Below are 14,825 nucleotides of genomic sequence, written 5' to 3' on the forward strand. Positions count from 1 at the left end.
CTACGCGCCTCCTGCTTTTTCTAATTTGGTTTTAGCTAAATAAGCTCCATAATGAAATACGCGCTCTAACGATTTTTGCCGAATATGAGGCTCATCGAATTTCATAGGCTTTGAATTAGCTTCAAAGAACCACATGTTCCCAGTACTATCTACGCCAATATCCATCGACATTTCGCCAAGTAACTGCCCGGAGGCGCGTTCAATCTGCTTGGCTATTAGAACGGCCGCATTTTTTGCTTTTATTAGAAGTTTACGCGCCTGCTGCTGATTAAATGAATTAATGAGCAGCTTCTCAGGGTCTTCGATCATACCTCCGCGCGGAACATGTGTCGTAATGCTAGAAGCTCCGGCTATTCGAGCGCCTATTCCGGTAATATCCCATTGACCTCGCTGGTTTTTTTGAACAAGCGCGCGGAGGTCAAATCTTCGCTCGTTGAAGGAGGCGAGCTTGATGCCTTGCTGAGCGATATAGGCTTCGTTGCCGCTTTGTTTCTGAATATGACTCCAAAGCTTATTAAGGCTAGAGCAATTGTAGGTAGTGCTTTTTTTGTTTTCTTGTATTTTTAGCCGATAAGGGAGCTGTTTCTCAGCATTGACCTTAATTGTCATAATGCCTTTTCCCGCTTTACCGCTCTCTGGCTTTAAATAGAGATAAGAATGCTTCCGCATCATGCGTTCAAGGCCCATCACCGATTCGAGCTTACGTGTTGTTGGAATAAAAGGTTTGGTCGATTTCGATAAACGAAGCCATTCAAATAAATCCCACTTGTTGAAGAAGGACGGGTTAAACAGCGTGACACGCGGGTGCTTACGACAGGCATTAATCTTTTGCCTTACAGACGGTTGAATTTCATCCTCCCGCAACGGAATTCGATTATAAATAACGTCTGGAAACGGCAGCAATCGTTGCTGCCAACTGTCTTCAGCCTCATTTAAGACGTATCCTTTTAAACTGCTCCTTGTGAGCAGCAGGTTTTTTACGGTGAGGACATAGACGATAAAACCCATGGATTGACCTGTTCTGATCAAATCGGCAAAGTTGCTTCGATTGCCGCGAAAAAGCTGAAGCTCATCTTCGATTGTCAAAATAGCCAGTACGGTTCTACCAGCACGCTGCCCTCTAAATTCTGGTTTATCGGGAAGTATGCTGTCCATCAGCTATTACCTCCCTGATCTTGGAAGCGGCTGAGATACATGCAATGATCTAAAATGTAAGAAAGCGAGGCTTTCCCCTCAGAGCGAAGAGCCGGATGCTTGAAGATAGATCGGCCGGGCTTGGCATTGGCTTCGAACATCCATACATCTCCATCCTTATCAATGCCGAGATCCAGACCCAGTTCACCAAGCCTATGAGGGTAGTTGCGTTCAATCGCTTCCGATAACTTGATCGCTGCTAGTTTCGCTTTTTCAAGAACGGCATCCGCTTGCGCACCGAACGTTTTGCCAAGTGCTTGCTCAGGCGTCATAAGTGAGCCGCCGTTTTTTACATGAGTCGTTACACTACCCCGACCTGCTTTTTTGGCTCCTATGCCCGCGGGAACCCATTCGTTATTGCCGTTCTTATGCATGTGGAAACGGAAATCGAGCGGACAGCTGTCGATCTCAACTAAGCGAATACCCTGCTGAACGACATAGTGATTTAAGCTGCTGCCATGCTTTGCCTGAAGCAACCGCATTAGACTGCTGAATTGCTTAAATCGAAGCAGCACGTTTTGGCTGCCCTTGCGATAGCGTGCGAAATACCCGCGATTCGGGTGATAGGTCAGCCGATAGATGCCTGCTCCAAGGCTTCCAGCGGTAGGTTTGTAATAAAGAAACTGATGTTTCTCCAGCATTTCCTTAATTTTTTCCGCAGAAGGATCGGAGACCGATTCTGGCAAATGGGTTAGCGCTTCAGGGTCATTATCGAGAAGCTTGTAGACATCGGCCTTGTTGAAGAAGCTCCAATTGAAAAAAGGGATTTTGCGGCGCACGAAGCGTTCGCGCAGCGCATTAATGGAGGCGGATGTCTCCGCTTTGCGGCTAGGAAGGCGATTGTATATGACGTCCGGGAGTGGCACGATTTTACGATACCAGCCCCCCTGCGGGTTAAGGAAATAGCCATTGATTGTTTCTTGCTGCCAGTTGATGTCGCTTGGTGTAAAGCCGAATAGGTAAGCTTTATGTTCACCTGTCCGAATGACTTGCTTGATAAAACCGGTTCGCGCACCGAAAGGGTTACTTTCGGAATGTGTCGGATTGTCACTTAATATGCCGACCAGCGGTCCGAGTTGAACTTCATTTTCACCAGAATTAAGCACTAAAATGTTGCCGGATTTCGGTACTCTAATCGATTGGCGGATGGCAGTTGACAAGTACAAATGATTGCCCGGCCGCTTCAATTGCTTGATTTCAGCTACGATGACCTCATTTCCTAGCTTGAAGTGAACTGATTTTTTGCCGGAGAGCTTGAGCTGTTTTAACAGAGGGCTAGATAAATATACGATTTTATTCGATTGCTGTGAGAAATGTACGTTACAAGTTGTCAAACTCATCGATGTACCTCCTGAACGTTGAAAGGCCGTATTTGGTTGTTGGAACTTGAATGATGACGACGGCCATTTGCGAATTCATTGGCTACAAAGGACGGTGATAGTCGCCTAGACAGCATTCGTGCATATATAAGCGGTCTTTCAATGGAAAGCCGCTCGGCCTCATGGTCGCTAATGATTCGAAAGGAAGAGCGGCCAGGCTTCGAATTCGCTTCGAGCAGCCATATTCGGCCGCTCTGATCAATGCCATAATCTAACCCAAGCTCGGCAAGTCTGCCGAATTTGCTTTCCAGTCGTTCTGCCGTTTGCTTGCTTATTGTATGGATCATTTCTAGCAAACGTTCGGCTTTTGGCTCCCCAAATTTGGCTGAAAGCTGCATCACTGCCGGAGAGGCGCCGCCGCCGCCGTGTAGATTGGACGTTAAGGAGCCCGCTTGCCCTGTGCGAATAGCGACTCCCGAGATCGACCATCTGCTCTTCTCATCCTTTTGGATGAGTACTCGTAAATCAAATGGTTTGTCGTCATGACCGCTAAGCTCTAAATATGGCTGTACCAAATAGGAGGTTCGTTTAATAAAGCGATCGATCCATTGCTCAAAAGCTAGATCCTCCTTAAAAGCGGCCGTAAAAGAGCGGTTATTACGGGTTCGACCCTTTACTTGCAGTGATTGCTGGGACGCGCAGCGCTTCACATGTAGGATGCCTCTGCCTTGCATGCCAGAGGAGGGCTTCAGGATGATGCCTCCTCTGAATCGATCGGCTAGTTCAAGAGGCTGGTGTGAAGTTTGCAAAGAAAACGTGAGGGGCAAATAGCTGCTCAGCATATGGTCTTCTTTGAGCGCTTCATAAACATCAAGCTTTCCAGGCAGCTTTCCATTCAGCAGCTGGAAAGGTTTGGCTAGAGCAAGGTAACTGAGCATGCGGCGGCAGTTTATTCGCTGATTGGCTTCTGTGAAAAAACAGCGGTCATAGATGATGTCCGGCAATGGAACGAGTTGTCTAACAAAGTGCTCGTGCTCCAATCGATAGCCAAAGAGTGACTCCGAATGCTGCTGAAAGCCATCCGCAGTGAATACATAGACGTCAATGCCAAACTTGCTGCCGGCAATGCAAAGCGCACGATAGAAGGATGGCTCTGGCAATACCGGCATAAATGCGCTATCCATGGCATTATGGTTAATTGAAGCAACGAGGATTCCAAGTTTGACCTTTTGAGTCTGCATAGGAGCCTCCATTAAATGCCCGCTAAAAAACGGGAATATTGAATCATCATGCGGACGGATGGACGTATCTTATTGTCATTTAGTGGTGTGTTGTCGTTTTTGGATGGTTTTGAATTGACCTCCAGCAGCCATACACGACCTGCCGTATCCATTGCAAGATCGATGCCTAGCTCACCAAAATGTGCTGGAATTTGTGCATCTACGCCGCGTGCGATATTTAGCGCTGCCTGTTGGAGCCGCTGCGCTGCTTCTTGCCTGCTAACCCCTGCCTGCAGATTTGACTTTGCAACAGCTTCTCCAACCGTGCTGAGCGTGCCGCCGCGCGCTAAGTTTGAAACAAAATGATGGTTTCCTGCCGTCCGGGCTACAATGGACGTAATCGCCCATTTGCCGCTTGCATTTTTTTGGACGAGTGCGCGAAAGTCGACTGGCCGCTTCTGGATTTCTATGAGCTGCAATCCCTGTTGAATTTGGTACCTCACGGTTTTCATCTTCGTGGATATCGTTGAGAAGAGCTTTACTAAGCTCGTAAACTGCTGCCTGCGAGTGCCTGCCGAAGTCGCGTACATCACTTGATAGTTGTTGGATTCCAGATGAGTGATACAAATGATTCCTTTGCCTAAGCTGCCGCGAACGGGCTTGAGAAAAACACTGCTATACCGTGAGCACATTGATTTCAGCATCGTATAGTTGCGCAGCGAGTGCGACTCAGGCAAATAACGAACCAAGCTTTCATCTTTCTTAAGCGCGTCGAAAACCTCGGTTTTATCCAAAAACTTTTCGTTGAAAACGGTCGTCTTATGGTGTAGTTTTACTTCTTTCATGAAATCTTGTACGCTGGGTCTGTTCTCCAATTTCCGTGAGGTTAAACGGTTATTGACGACGTCAGGAACAGGCATAGTGACCTTACGCCAGCCATCTGAATAGATCCAGCCATCAATGTTGTCAATACTTGTGCCGATATGATTAGGTGTGAAAAAATAAACGTACGCGCCTTGCGCAGTACAGGCTTCAACAAGCTCCCTGCAAAACATAGTAATGGATCCGAATGGTTTATCCGGCATATGCGGATAATCACGGCTTATGAGAACGCCGATTAAAGGTCCAAAAACGAGTGTGGCAGTGCCGGCTTTGTATTGCAGACGGATTGATGTGCCATTTGTTAATCCCATCTGTCTGGCTAAGCTTTGACTCATCCTCATTCCGTCGTACTTCGCGACAGGAATAACCTTTACATGCTGCCGAAAAGCACCGAACTTTACGAGGATGTGCTGGCCTTGAGGGATTTTCCACTGCTTTACTTGTGCTTCGCCAAGCATGAGCGTATCCTCCGGAAGCATGCCGGAGCTGATCACCTGTACGGCTACTTTCGATTTGAACATCATAAATCTCCTTCCAAGCAGGAGGATGACGATAAGAGGTTAGCGGCCTAAAGGTGTTTTACACGAATTACTTCAGCATATGAGGACATCTATCCCTTTGTGAATCAGAAACGAACTTGAAGCTTGTGTTGTTTTGCATGCTTTTCCATCAAGGGGTTGGTTCTTGTTCTAAATTAGGGGTATTATTGGACATATAGAATAACAAATGAGTGCTAGATGAATAGGAGAGAGACGAATGAATATTTATGACAAAGCTTATGAATTAGCGAAGGCGCTTAAGGAAAGCGAAGAAGCCATGCTATTGAAGGCAGCGAAGCAGGAGGCTGATGCTGATCCAGATGCAAAGGCGATGCTGGATGATTTTCGCGAGCGGCAAAACTTTTTGCAGCAAAAAATGATGGCTGGAGAAGAGCCTTCTGCGGAAGATATGGAAAAAATGAGCAAGCTCTATGAAGTAATTACGCTCAATCCGTTGATTGGCAAGCTGCTCGAAGCGGAGCGCCGGTTTGCAGTCGTGTTTGAGGACGTTAACCGCATTATGTCCGATGTACTGAAGTCCATTGTAGACTAATTGGAGACATATACCCTGTCCCTCCCTCATAGAATGATTATGCGGACAAGATCATAAACCGCTTATGACCGTGTGAAGGAGCTGAAGGGAATGTTAGCCGGAAAAGGCCGTCATGTATTGTATTTGCTTATTGCGCTAGCGATGCTCATATATGCGTTGCCGCGTCTCGAGCTGAATGCGCCGTGGAGCTTGATGAGTGTATTTGGATTAGTTTGGATTTTGTTCTCGTTAATCATCATAACGTCACATGTCAACGCGCTTTTTATGAAAGACGAGAGACGCAAGGAGCTGGCTCGCATTAAGAGAGCGAAGGCGGTGCTATGGGAGCAGAAGCTTATGCAGAAGGCGACAGCTTCTCGAAGGGCTCGAGGTTAGGATTCATTGCGATTCTAATTATTGATGTCCAATAGAAAAAAAGATCCGTAGGTACTATACCTACGGATCTTTTTCTTGTTTATAAGCATATGGGGCGATGCTCTCTTATTGAATTTCTTTAAATTGAACAAGCTGCTTAACGAATTTATATACAGCTTCCTGCTCCTTCAAGCTTAAGCCATTCATTTGATGGGCAACTTTAGAGGCATAGCCTTCATCGTCAGTATCAACTGCAGCATGAGGGCTGGAAACAACGTTCACGATTCTCTCGAGCGGCGTTTGAAGCGCAATCGCGATTTTACTTAGCACGTCAATCGTTGGATTTTTTTCTCCACGCTCAACCTGTCCCATATAGGAAGCATTTATATCAGCGCGAAGAGCAAGCTGTTCTTGACTAAGCCCTCTTTTTTTGCGCAGCAGTCGAATGTTCTCTCCCACAAGTCCTGCAATCCCACTCATTGGTTCACCTCAGCCTAACGATAAAACTTTACTAGCCTATCAACAACATTCTATAGAGCGTATTAAAAAAAGCGACTATAGTCATTGACTAATAGATGGTCTCTTTACTATAATTGTGTAAAAAAGTATCATTCTATTATTATCATTGCCTTTAAAGGATCAATTTACCATTTTAAATAAAAGTGGTAGGATGTATAAGGGCAAAAATAGTGGACACGAGGAGGATGCAAAGTGGTTGACGAATTCGAATTTTTCAGAAAAGTTCGTGCTTATTATAACAATGTTCCATTCCTTGTTCAGTTCACATACCGCTTGTCTCACCGTGTCGATAAGGCTTTGGCTGCTCGTGGCTCATTTAGCTGTCGGGTTAATCCGCATACCCAAATCGTTGAATATGTGCTTGACTTAAAATCAGACCCCATCTCTCGGCCGCACAGCGAGCAAAGCTCGTTTTTGTTCTCTAGCATATACGATGAAATTCCAGCACAAGTAATAGAAATGAATCAATTCCTCATCCAATCACTGCGCTATCCGCTTCCGATTGATTATGACTGGCAAGCGTTTATTATGTCTGGCGCAGAGGATGCCATTAACGTGCAAACGGTGCAGCAACTGTTCAAAAAGTGGCGGTTCAAGGGCTTGGAGGGTCAGCTGGTAGATGGCAGACTGCGGACGAATCAGGTACTACTGCAGTGGCAGCTCTAGAAGAGACCCCAATCTTGGGTGGGCATGACTTGTTCCTCGCTTTCTCCTATAATAGGGAGAAACAATGGTAAGTGGACGGAGGATATGAAGTGGCTCCAATCGGACGAGGGAACGAGACTAGCACGAAGCATGAACAAATATTGATTTATATACAGAGCTTAAAGATTGGAACAAAAATATCAGTTCGCGCGATTGCCAAGGAATTAGGTGTCAGCGAAGGCACGGTTTATAAAGCATTTAAAGAAGCGGAAAGCTCAGGTCTGGTCAGCACAAAGGAGCGCATCGGAACGGTGCGAATTGATCGGAAACGGCGAGAGGCGCTTGACCAGCTTACTTTCGGCGAGGTTGCCGAAATCGTAGAAGGAAAACTTTTCGGCGGTGCAGCTGGCCTTGATAAATCGCTGCATAAATTTGTTATTGGCGCGATGGAGCTGGACGCGATGCTGCGCTATATTGACGAGGGTAGTTTATTGATTGTAGGTAACCGAATCGGGGCACATCGCTGTGCGCTTGAGGAGGGAGCTGGCGTTTTGATTACCGGTGGATTTGAACCGAGCGCGGAAGTAATTAAGCTCGCTGACGAGCGCGTTCTCCCCATTATTTCTTCGCGTCATGATACGTTTACAGTCGCATCAATGATCAACCGTGCCATGTACGACAGGCTTATTAAGCGGAAAATCATGCTGATTGAAGACATTGTGACTTTCAGTAAACCTGCTGATGTGCTGCGAATCGGACAAACCGTTTTGGACTTCCATAAAATATCGAGTGAAACAGGCTATTCCAGATTTCCGGTTGTAGATGTGAGGGGCAAGGTCGTTGGTATGATGACAACCAAGGATGCGGTTGGATCTCCCGAGGATAGTACGGTAGACAAAGTAATGACGAAAAATCCGATTACGGCGGCTCCGAATATCACCGTCACTTCTGCTGCTCATACGATGGCTGCAGAGGGCATTGATTTGTTGCCTATTGTTGATAGACATCGCAAACTGTTAGGCGTCGTAACGAGGCAGGAAGTGCTTGATGCCATGCGATTTGCAGGGAAGCAGCCTGAATCGGGAGAGACCTTCGAGGATTTGATGTGGACGGGCTTTATGGCTACGGCAAACGTAAACGCAATGGGACAGGATGAGCTGGGCATTGCTTACAAAGGAATCATTACACCTCAAATGTCAGGTGCGCTGGGAATGGTTTCGGAAGGACTGCTTTCAACTTTAATGACACAAGCGGCGCGCCGAATGATTCGAGAAACGGCCAAGCGAGATTATTTGTTAGAGAGCATGACGACTTTTTTTGTTAGGCCGGTTCAAATTGATAGCGAGGTTACGATTATTCCTAGGGCGCTTGAGATGAGCCGAAAGTTCACGAAGCTGGAAATCGAAGTTAAGGACAAACAAGGTTTGGCCGCCAAAGCGATGCTGACGGCCCAAATGATTGATCCCTATTAATAGCGGATTTAATTTCTTGTCGAGCTATACGCGCTCAGATTGCGAAGACCGGCAAACACGTTGAATACGCCGATCACTAGGAATATAGCTCCAATAACGATACGAAGCGTAGATTCTCCGGACAAAAACAACTGAACGAGAGCGATAAACAACAGCATTGCTCCCATGCTAATATTCATTCTAGCTGTGAAGAGGCCCCTAGTTCTCGTATCAGAGGAGCGGCGTGATTTAAAGCTGAATACAGCCGAAAGCACGAGTGTAACAAGGATGCCCGGCATGAGCAGCCATTGCATCAGTTGATCCATAAAAAAGCAACTCCTTTAAATTATGTAGGTACAGCTTCGATCTCGTGAATAGACAGGCTCTATTGTATCACGAATCGTAGCTGTATGCTTAAGAAGGAGGCTTTGCATAATCGCGTACCTTAATCCAGACATGCAGTACGTTATCAACGACGAGAATGGTCTTAACCTCAATGGTATAGTCCTTGTTATACACATCCATATAGACCTTCTTCTCGAGGAGGTTGCGTGCGAATTTTGCGTCAGAGTCAATTTCATAAATGCTTTGCCCAAGGAAGACGCTCAAATCCCCTTTAATCCGCTTGATAATCAACGCCTCTGTAACTTGATCAAGATGGGGTCTTCCCGTATTTTGGCCGGCTTCTTTCTCAACACGGGGCAGGATGCTTTTTATAACGGTATGTTGATCCTTGAATTCATTTAAATGCTTTAGATCCGTTTCGTATTGCTCCAGTTTAACCTCCAGCTCACTCTTTAAGGTTATTAAAGCCTCAAACTGCGCCAAATAGAGCGAATTGTACACGATTGCGCCAATGATCATCCCGAGTGTCAATACCCCAACCATTTGCAGTCCTCTCGTGAATCGGCTAAACGGCGGCATACGCATCGCTTAGGTGGCCCCCTTGCAGATAAGCCGGACCAGCTCTGTCCCTAAATGAGCACCCAGAAAAGCGATAATAATAAAACAAATTTGCTGCGCTGCGGGCGATAATTGACCGTCCATAATATTGCTTTCAATGACTCGAACGGGATCAATCGATCCTCCGATCGCTGCTACGATCGCCCATATTTTCAGCCTCATGGCTGTATCGAGCATTGTATGTGCAGGCGGCATCAGCATAAACACCGATCCAACTCCCGCAAGCGTAGATCCCCCTAACACAACGCCAAACGCAATAAAGAAATCAAGTCCTGCTTTGGACAAAAAGTAGCTCACCTGTATCCCTCCAAATATATAATCTTATAGATTAGCGTCGCAAGCTTGTATGCCCTGCTACCATTCTATGGGCGTGTCCATCGCTATTATGATAAAATAGAATTATCTTATTTTGGACGAAGCGGAAAGGAACCGATGCGATGAGCGGCCATAACGAACAATCTTTCGTGCATTTGCACGTCCACAGTGAATATAGCCTGCTCGACGGCGCCGCCAGAATTAAAGACCTTACGGTTAAAGCTGCGAACCTCGGCATGAAGGCACTTGCGCTCACCGATCATGGAGTCATGTACGGAGCTATTCCGTTCTACCGGGCATGCCGTGCCCAAGGCATAAAACCTATTATTGGGTGCGAGCTTTATATGACGACAGGATCTCGCTTTGAGAAGGGGGCGCGCAAGGAAAACCCGATTTATCATTTAATTGTGCTTGCCAAAAACGAAACGGGTTATCGAAACCTAATGAAGCTATGTTCCATAGCACATCTAGAAGGTTTTCACTATAAGCCCCGCGTTGATTTGGAGATGCTGCGAGAGTACTCTGAAGGGCTGATATGTTTAAGCTCGTGTTTGGGTAGTGAGATTTCTCAGCATTTGCTATATGACCGCATAGAGCAAGCGCGAAGCAGCGCATTGCGTTATAAAGATATTTTCGGAGATGATTTTTACTTAGAGCTGCAGGATCATGGTCTTCTTGACCAGAAAAAAGTAGCTGTTGATATGATAAAGCTTGCAAATGAAACGGGTATTAAGTTAGTTGCTACAAATGATGTTCATTACTTGCAGGCGGAAGACGCTGCCATGCAGGATGTGCTCATATGCATCGGAACGGGCAAAACGACCGATGATACGGATCGCTTGCGCATGCTGACAGATCAGATGTATCTGAAGAGCGCGGATGAGATGGCCCTTTTGTACAGACATGTACCGGAAGCGCTTGCGAATACAGTTGAGATCGCGGATAAATGCAATCTTGAGCTGACGCTCGGCCGCGCCGCGCTTCCCGTTTTTCGTCCGGTACCCTCTGGTATGAGTTCTGCCGACTACTTGATTACATTATGTCGAGATGGTTTAGTCGCTAGATATGGCGGACTTCCAGAATGGGTCGCGGATGCTGATTACAGACAAAAGGCAGAACAACGTCTCGAATATGAGCTAGCTGTCATTGAGAAGATGGGCTTCAGCGACTACTTTTTGATCGTTTGGGATTTTGTTCGCTTTGCACATGAATCCGGTATTAGAACAGGGCCGGGAAGGGGCTCGTCCGCGGGCAGTTTGGTTGCGTATACGCTTCGAATAACGGATGTGGATCCGCTGAAATATAAGCTATTGTTCGAGCGTTTCCTGAACCCTGAGCGGATTTCTATGCCCGATATTGATATTGACTTTAATGACGAGCGGCGTGATGAGGTAATTGCTTACGTCGCAGCCAAATATGGTGAAGATCATGTTGCACAAATTATTACATTCGGTACCATGGCTGCCAAGGCTGCTGTTCGGGATGTAGGAAGAGCCATGAATGTTCCGTTTCAAGAGGTCGATCGTGCGGCGAAGCTTATACCAAACCAGCTGGGCATCACGATTGAGGAAGCGCTACGCATGAGCAATGAGCTGCGCGAAGCGAGTGGGCGTCAGCCGAAGACGGCAGCTATGCTGAATATGGCCTTGAAGGTAGAGGGCATGCCGAGGCATGCTTCCACTCACGCTGCGGGTGTCGTGATTTCGCAAGAGCCGCTGACGCACTATACGCCTATACAGACAGGAAGCGAGCGAATACCGCTCACCCAATATTCAATGGAGCATTTAGAAGCGATCGGGCTTCTGAAAATGGATTTCCTAGGCCTTCGAACACTCTCAATACTAGAGCGGGCGCTGCATGCTGTGAAGGAGCAGCACGGCAAAGTGATCGACTTTCATACGATTAGCGATAATGATCCGGCAACGTACGCAATGTTAAGCCGCGGCGATACGACAGGTATTTTTCAGCTGGAGTCTGCAGGTGTGCGGCGGGTGCTGAAAGAAATGAAGCCAACAGAATTCGAGGATATCGTCTCCGTCCTTGCACTCTACCGTCCCGGTCCGATGGAGTTTATTCCGAAATACATTCAAGGTAAACACGGGCTCGTATCCGTCGAATATCCGCATGCGTCCCTTGAGCCTATTCTCTCTGATACGTACGGCATCATTGTCTATCAAGAGCAAATTATGCAAATTGCATCATTAATGGCGGGTTTCTCGCTTGGAGAAGCGGATTTGCTCCGCCGTGCTGTATCCAAGAAGAAACGTGAAGTGCTTGACGAAGAACGGGCCCATTTTGTGAAGGGAAGTCTTGCGCAGGGGTACTCCGATACGGATGCCAATCATGTCTATGACATGATCGTTCGGTTTGCCGATTATGGGTTCCCACGGGCACATGCGGCAGCATACGGAGTGCTCGCCTTTCAGACCGCGTGGCTCAAGGCCAACTATCCCGTACCGTTTATGGCATCGATGCTCGCATCGGTTACAGGCAATCAACGGAAGACAGCGGAATACGTGGATGAATGTCGGCGAATGGGCATTGCTGTGCTGCCGCCTGATGTGAATGAAAGCAGCGTATCCTTTACACCTGTTGAGAAATCGGTACGATTCGGGCTTGCGGCTATCAAAAACGTCGGCACACAAGCCATCGAAGCGCTCTTGAAAGAGCGCAAGGAGCGTTCCTTCGATAGTCTTCTTGATCTCTGCCAACGAGTAGACCTGCGCGTCGTGAACAAGCGGGTGCTGGAGTCGCTTATTCAAGCGGGTGCTATGGATTCTTTGCCGGGACATCGAGCTCAACTGCTTGCTGCACTAGAGGAGACGGTGGAGACAGCAGTCAAATGGCGCAAGGAACGTGAAGAGCTGCAAATTGAAATGTTTGGGTTAGATGAGGTACAGAACTGGGATGTTGAGCTGCCCGACATTCGACCGTATACGACCGGGCAACAGCTCGATTTCGAAAGAGACCTGCTTGGGCTTTATTTATCCGGTCATCCGCTGGATGCTGCCGAGCAGCAGCTCGCAACGTTAGGTCTTGATCGGTTGGTTGAGCTGACGGATGCGCAGGATGGCGCGATTGCCATTATTGGCATCATGATCGTATCAATCAAACCTTTCACGAATAAAAAAGGTCTCTCCATGGGTTTCCTAGAACTTGAGGATCGCATAATGCGTGTGGAAGCAGTCGTGTTTCCAACGATCTGGAAGCGAATTGAAAGCAAGCTCAAAAAGGGCGGCTTAGCGATTATACAAGCAACCGTTCAGCAGCAGGATGATGATTATAAGCTCATCGTTGAGGATTGTGTGCCGATTGAGCATGCGGATATGGAGCTTGCGGATCACGTAGGACGGCTGCAGAAGCAGGCGAGGGCACGTGCAGTACGTACCGGGGGCAGCAGCTTTGCTGCTCAAGGAAGCTCTCAGAAAACGCAAGGCCAAGATCAACGAACGACTGCATCAAGCAAAAAGCCAACGTACCAGGCAAAATATCCTTCGGATAAAAATAGCGGCAGACCCAGTGTACAACCCGAAAGCAACCCGGTTTTGCCCGCCGTAGATAAGCTTAAGCCGCAGCGCGTGTATATAAAAATCATTTCAGAAAATGAACAGCCTGCTGTTCTTGAACAGCTTAAAATGATTCTAGCCAAACATTCTGGTCAGCTAGATACCGTGTTATTTTATGTACAAGGACAAAAATCGATTGCTCTTAGTGATAGTTATCGTGTTAATCCGTCTGCTCAGCTTATTGCCGCGGTCGAGCAGCTCATGGGCGACGGTTCGATCGTCGTTAGATGATAGTGAGATTCTGCAAAAAAAAGAGAGAAAAATGATTTTTATGTCTTGCACAATCAATCGTAGTTGATTTGGTTTTCGACCCTCCCGCAATATCTTGCAAACTACAGCATTTCGTATGCACGTCAGCCCTTATATGTGCATATGTTTAGAGATACATGTGAAGATGGCTAAGGAGCTCGTGGAGTACGAGCGCCGCCTGAGGACATTGTCGTCTGCTCACGCTTATGTTTCCAAGTTAAACGTACAAGCAGTTACGGGAGGGATGAGTCCGATGACAGGAATCGAGAAATGGCTCTTAAAACGTGGGGTTTCTATCGACGATGTAACAGAAATCGTTTATACACTGCAGCGTCCCTATAACGGTGATTTGACGATGGAAGAGTGCGAGGAAAGCGTAAGAGCAGTGCTTGAAAAGCGAGAGGTCCAATACGTAATGTATACAGGCATAGCCCTTGATGAACTAGCGGAGCAGAAATTATTGCCTGAGCCTTTACAATCCATTATGGAAAATGATGAGTCGCTTTACGGCGTTGATGAAACGCTTGCACTCGGCATAACGAATGTTTACGGCATGATTGGATTGACGAGCTTCGGATATTTGGATAAAGTAAAACCCGGTATTATTCGTCAATTAAATATAAAGGGCGCACGTATTCATGTCTTTTTGGATGACCTGGTTGCTGGATTAGCCGCTGCTGCATCTGCTCGAATTGCACATCAAGACCCGAAAGCGATCCAATATGATTTGCCGGATTCCCCTTGACTATGGTATCATTGTGACATCATATGGCCTGTTACCGGGATAGCTATGCTTAGTAAGTGAGCTTTGCGGAAGCAAAGTTTTCAGGAGGTACCATGATGTGGACGGTCATTTATATCGCACCAACAGCAAAAATTGCAGATAACATCCAGAAGCGGCTAACGGATGAAGGGTTTTTGGTGAAAATCCGCTCCGTCAATCTGTCCAAACAGCAATACGAGATACTAGTTCCGTCAGGTGAGTTGGAGGAAGTTCAAGAAGTGTTCAACTCCATTATGCGGCCTTTATGATGGACTGCTCTATACTATTGCGCC

Annotated in this window: 15 protein-coding genes; 7 read left to right on the top strand and 8 right to left on the bottom strand. The window is 46.9% G+C overall.

The genetic code is table 11. The annotated features are described in order from the left end of the window. Genes AC787_RS29630 through AC787_RS29645 form a run of 4 tightly spaced genes read right to left on the bottom strand, consistent with a single transcriptional unit; the run spans window position 1 to window position 5,136 of the window. The gene (locus AC787_RS29630) at window positions 1-1,155 is read right to left on the bottom strand and encodes a YheC/YheD family protein (RefSeq protein WP_054028558.1); all 1,155 of its coding nucleotides are present in this window, start codon (window positions 1,153-1,155) and stop codon (window positions 1-3) included. After that, a complete protein-coding gene (locus AC787_RS29635) occupies window positions 1,155-2,534 on the bottom strand; it encodes a YheC/YheD family protein (protein ID WP_054028559.1) in 1,380 nt (459 codons plus the stop codon). Before AC787_RS29635 ends, AC787_RS29630 begins: the two co-directional genes overlap by 1 nt. Continuing rightward, the gene (locus AC787_RS29640) at window positions 2,531-3,754 is read right to left on the bottom strand and encodes a YheC/YheD family protein (protein WP_054028560.1); all 1,224 of its coding nucleotides are present in this window, start codon (window positions 3,752-3,754) and stop codon (window positions 2,531-2,533) included. The genes AC787_RS29635 and AC787_RS29640 overlap by 4 nt, the downstream gene beginning before the upstream one ends. Window positions 3,755-3,765: 11 nt before the next feature. Beyond that, the gene (locus AC787_RS29645; protein ID WP_054028561.1) at window positions 3,766-5,136 is read right to left on the bottom strand and encodes a YheC/YheD family protein; all 1,371 of its coding nucleotides are present in this window, start codon (window positions 5,134-5,136) and stop codon (window positions 3,766-3,768) included. 235 nt (window positions 5,137-5,371) lie between these two features. Between AC787_RS29645 and AC787_RS29650 the strand changes: the two genes are divergently transcribed. Together AC787_RS29650 and AC787_RS29655 are read left to right on the top strand one after the other, a co-directional pair. After that, window positions 5,372-5,707 (top strand): YlbF family regulator, encoded by a 336-nt coding sequence (locus AC787_RS29650; protein ID WP_054028562.1) that lies wholly within the window; start codon window positions 5,372-5,374, stop codon window positions 5,705-5,707. Window positions 5,708-5,797: 90 nt separating this feature from the next. After that, on the top strand, window positions 5,798-6,082 hold the full coding sequence (locus AC787_RS29655) for a hypothetical protein (RefSeq protein ID WP_054028563.1): 285 nt from the start codon (window positions 5,798-5,800) through the stop codon (window positions 6,080-6,082). 105 nt (window positions 6,083-6,187) lie between these two features. Here AC787_RS29655 and AC787_RS29660 read toward each other — a convergent pair whose 3' ends face one another. Beyond that, window positions 6,188-6,541: a helix-turn-helix domain-containing protein gene (locus AC787_RS29660; RefSeq protein ID WP_054028564.1), complete on the bottom strand. Its 354-nt coding sequence runs from the start codon at window positions 6,539-6,541 to the stop codon at window positions 6,188-6,190. A 231-nt stretch (window positions 6,542-6,772) separates the two neighbouring features. On the opposite strand from AC787_RS29660, the gene AC787_RS29665 reads away from it, so the two are divergent. Together AC787_RS29665 and AC787_RS29670 are read left to right on the top strand one after the other, a co-directional pair. Beyond that, on the top strand, window positions 6,773-7,246 hold the full coding sequence (locus tag AC787_RS29665; protein ID WP_054028565.1) for a hypothetical protein: 474 nt from the start codon (window positions 6,773-6,775) through the stop codon (window positions 7,244-7,246). 71 nt (window positions 7,247-7,317) lie between these two features. Continuing rightward, window positions 7,318-8,697, top strand: coding sequence for a DRTGG domain-containing protein (locus tag AC787_RS29670; protein WP_235561157.1), 1,380 nt, complete (start codon window positions 7,318-7,320; stop codon window positions 8,695-8,697). 8 nt (window positions 8,698-8,705) lie between these two features. On the opposite strand, the gene AC787_RS29675 is transcribed toward AC787_RS29670, so the two are convergent. The 3 genes from AC787_RS29675 to AC787_RS29685 all read right to left on the bottom strand — a co-directional run bounded on the left by AC787_RS29675 (window position 8,706) and on the right by AC787_RS29685 (window position 9,936). Then, a complete protein-coding gene (locus AC787_RS29675; RefSeq protein WP_054028566.1) occupies window positions 8,706-9,002 on the bottom strand; it encodes a YtpI family protein in 297 nt (98 codons plus the stop codon). Between the two features lie 88 nt (window positions 9,003-9,090). Beyond that, complete coding sequence (locus AC787_RS29680) at window positions 9,091-9,606, bottom strand: hypothetical protein (protein ID WP_054028567.1); 516 nt, start codon at window positions 9,604-9,606, stop codon at window positions 9,091-9,093. Window positions 9,607-9,609: 3 nt separating this feature from the next. Beyond that, the gene (locus tag AC787_RS29685) at window positions 9,610-9,936 is read right to left on the bottom strand and encodes a YtrH family sporulation protein (RefSeq protein WP_054028568.1); all 327 of its coding nucleotides are present in this window, start codon (window positions 9,934-9,936) and stop codon (window positions 9,610-9,612) included. Between the two features lie 140 nt (window positions 9,937-10,076). Between AC787_RS29685 and AC787_RS29690 the strand changes: the two genes are divergently transcribed. The 3 genes from AC787_RS29690 (at window position 10,077) to AC787_RS29700 (ending at window position 14,801) form a co-directional block, all read left to right on the top strand. Further along, on the top strand, window positions 10,077-13,751 hold the full coding sequence (locus AC787_RS29690; RefSeq protein ID WP_054028569.1) for a DNA polymerase III subunit alpha: 3,675 nt from the start codon (window positions 10,077-10,079) through the stop codon (window positions 13,749-13,751). A gap of 271 nt (window positions 13,752-14,022) precedes the next feature. Then, on the top strand, window positions 14,023-14,514 hold the full coding sequence (locus AC787_RS29695; protein ID WP_054028570.1) for a phosphatidylglycerophosphatase A: 492 nt from the start codon (window positions 14,023-14,025) through the stop codon (window positions 14,512-14,514). Window positions 14,515-14,609: 95 nt separating this feature from the next. Then, entirely contained in the window at window positions 14,610-14,801 is a 192-nt protein-coding gene (locus AC787_RS29700; protein WP_054028571.1) for a hypothetical protein, read from the top strand. Window positions 14,802-14,825: the final 24 nt, after the last annotated feature.

This window comes from Bacillus sp. FJAT-28004 (assembly GCF_001280845.1).
GTDB lineage: Bacteria > Bacillota > Bacilli > Paenibacillales > Paenibacillaceae > Pristimantibacillus.

What these genes read in the sequence shown, in the direction of transcription:
- AC787_RS29630 (WP_054028558.1), bottom strand. Translation starts at nt 1,155, where the DNA reads ATGGACAGCATACTTCCCGATAAACCAGAATTTAGAGGGCAGCGTGCT.
- AC787_RS29635 (WP_054028559.1), bottom strand. Translation starts at nt 2,534, where the DNA reads ATGAGTTTGACAACTTGTAACGTACATTTCTCACAGCAATCGAATAAA.
- AC787_RS29640 (WP_054028560.1), bottom strand. Translation starts at nt 3,754, where the DNA reads ATGCAGACTCAAAAGGTCAAACTTGGAATCCTCGTTGCTTCAATTAAC.
- AC787_RS29645 (WP_054028561.1), bottom strand. Translation starts at nt 5,136, where the DNA reads ATGTTCAAATCGAAAGTAGCCGTACAGGTGATCAGCTCCGGCATGCTT.
- AC787_RS29650 (WP_054028562.1), top strand. Translation starts at nt 5,372, where the DNA reads ATGAATATTTATGACAAAGCTTATGAATTAGCGAAGGCGCTTAAGGAA.
- AC787_RS29655 (WP_054028563.1), top strand. Translation starts at nt 5,798, where the DNA reads ATGTTAGCCGGAAAAGGCCGTCATGTATTGTATTTGCTTATTGCGCTA.
- AC787_RS29660 (WP_054028564.1), bottom strand. Translation starts at nt 6,541, where the DNA reads ATGAGTGGGATTGCAGGACTTGTGGGAGAGAACATTCGACTGCTGCGC.
- AC787_RS29675 (WP_054028566.1), bottom strand. Translation starts at nt 9,002, where the DNA reads ATGGATCAACTGATGCAATGGCTGCTCATGCCGGGCATCCTTGTTACA.
- AC787_RS29680 (WP_054028567.1), bottom strand. Translation starts at nt 9,606, where the DNA reads ATGCGTATGCCGCCGTTTAGCCGATTCACGAGAGGACTGCAAATGGTT.
- AC787_RS29690 (WP_054028569.1), top strand. Translation starts at nt 10,077, where the DNA reads ATGAGCGGCCATAACGAACAATCTTTCGTGCATTTGCACGTCCACAGT.
- AC787_RS29695 (WP_054028570.1), top strand. Translation starts at nt 14,023, where the DNA reads ATGACAGGAATCGAGAAATGGCTCTTAAAACGTGGGGTTTCTATCGAC.
- AC787_RS29700 (WP_054028571.1), top strand. Translation starts at nt 14,610, where the DNA reads ATGTGGACGGTCATTTATATCGCACCAACAGCAAAAATTGCAGATAAC.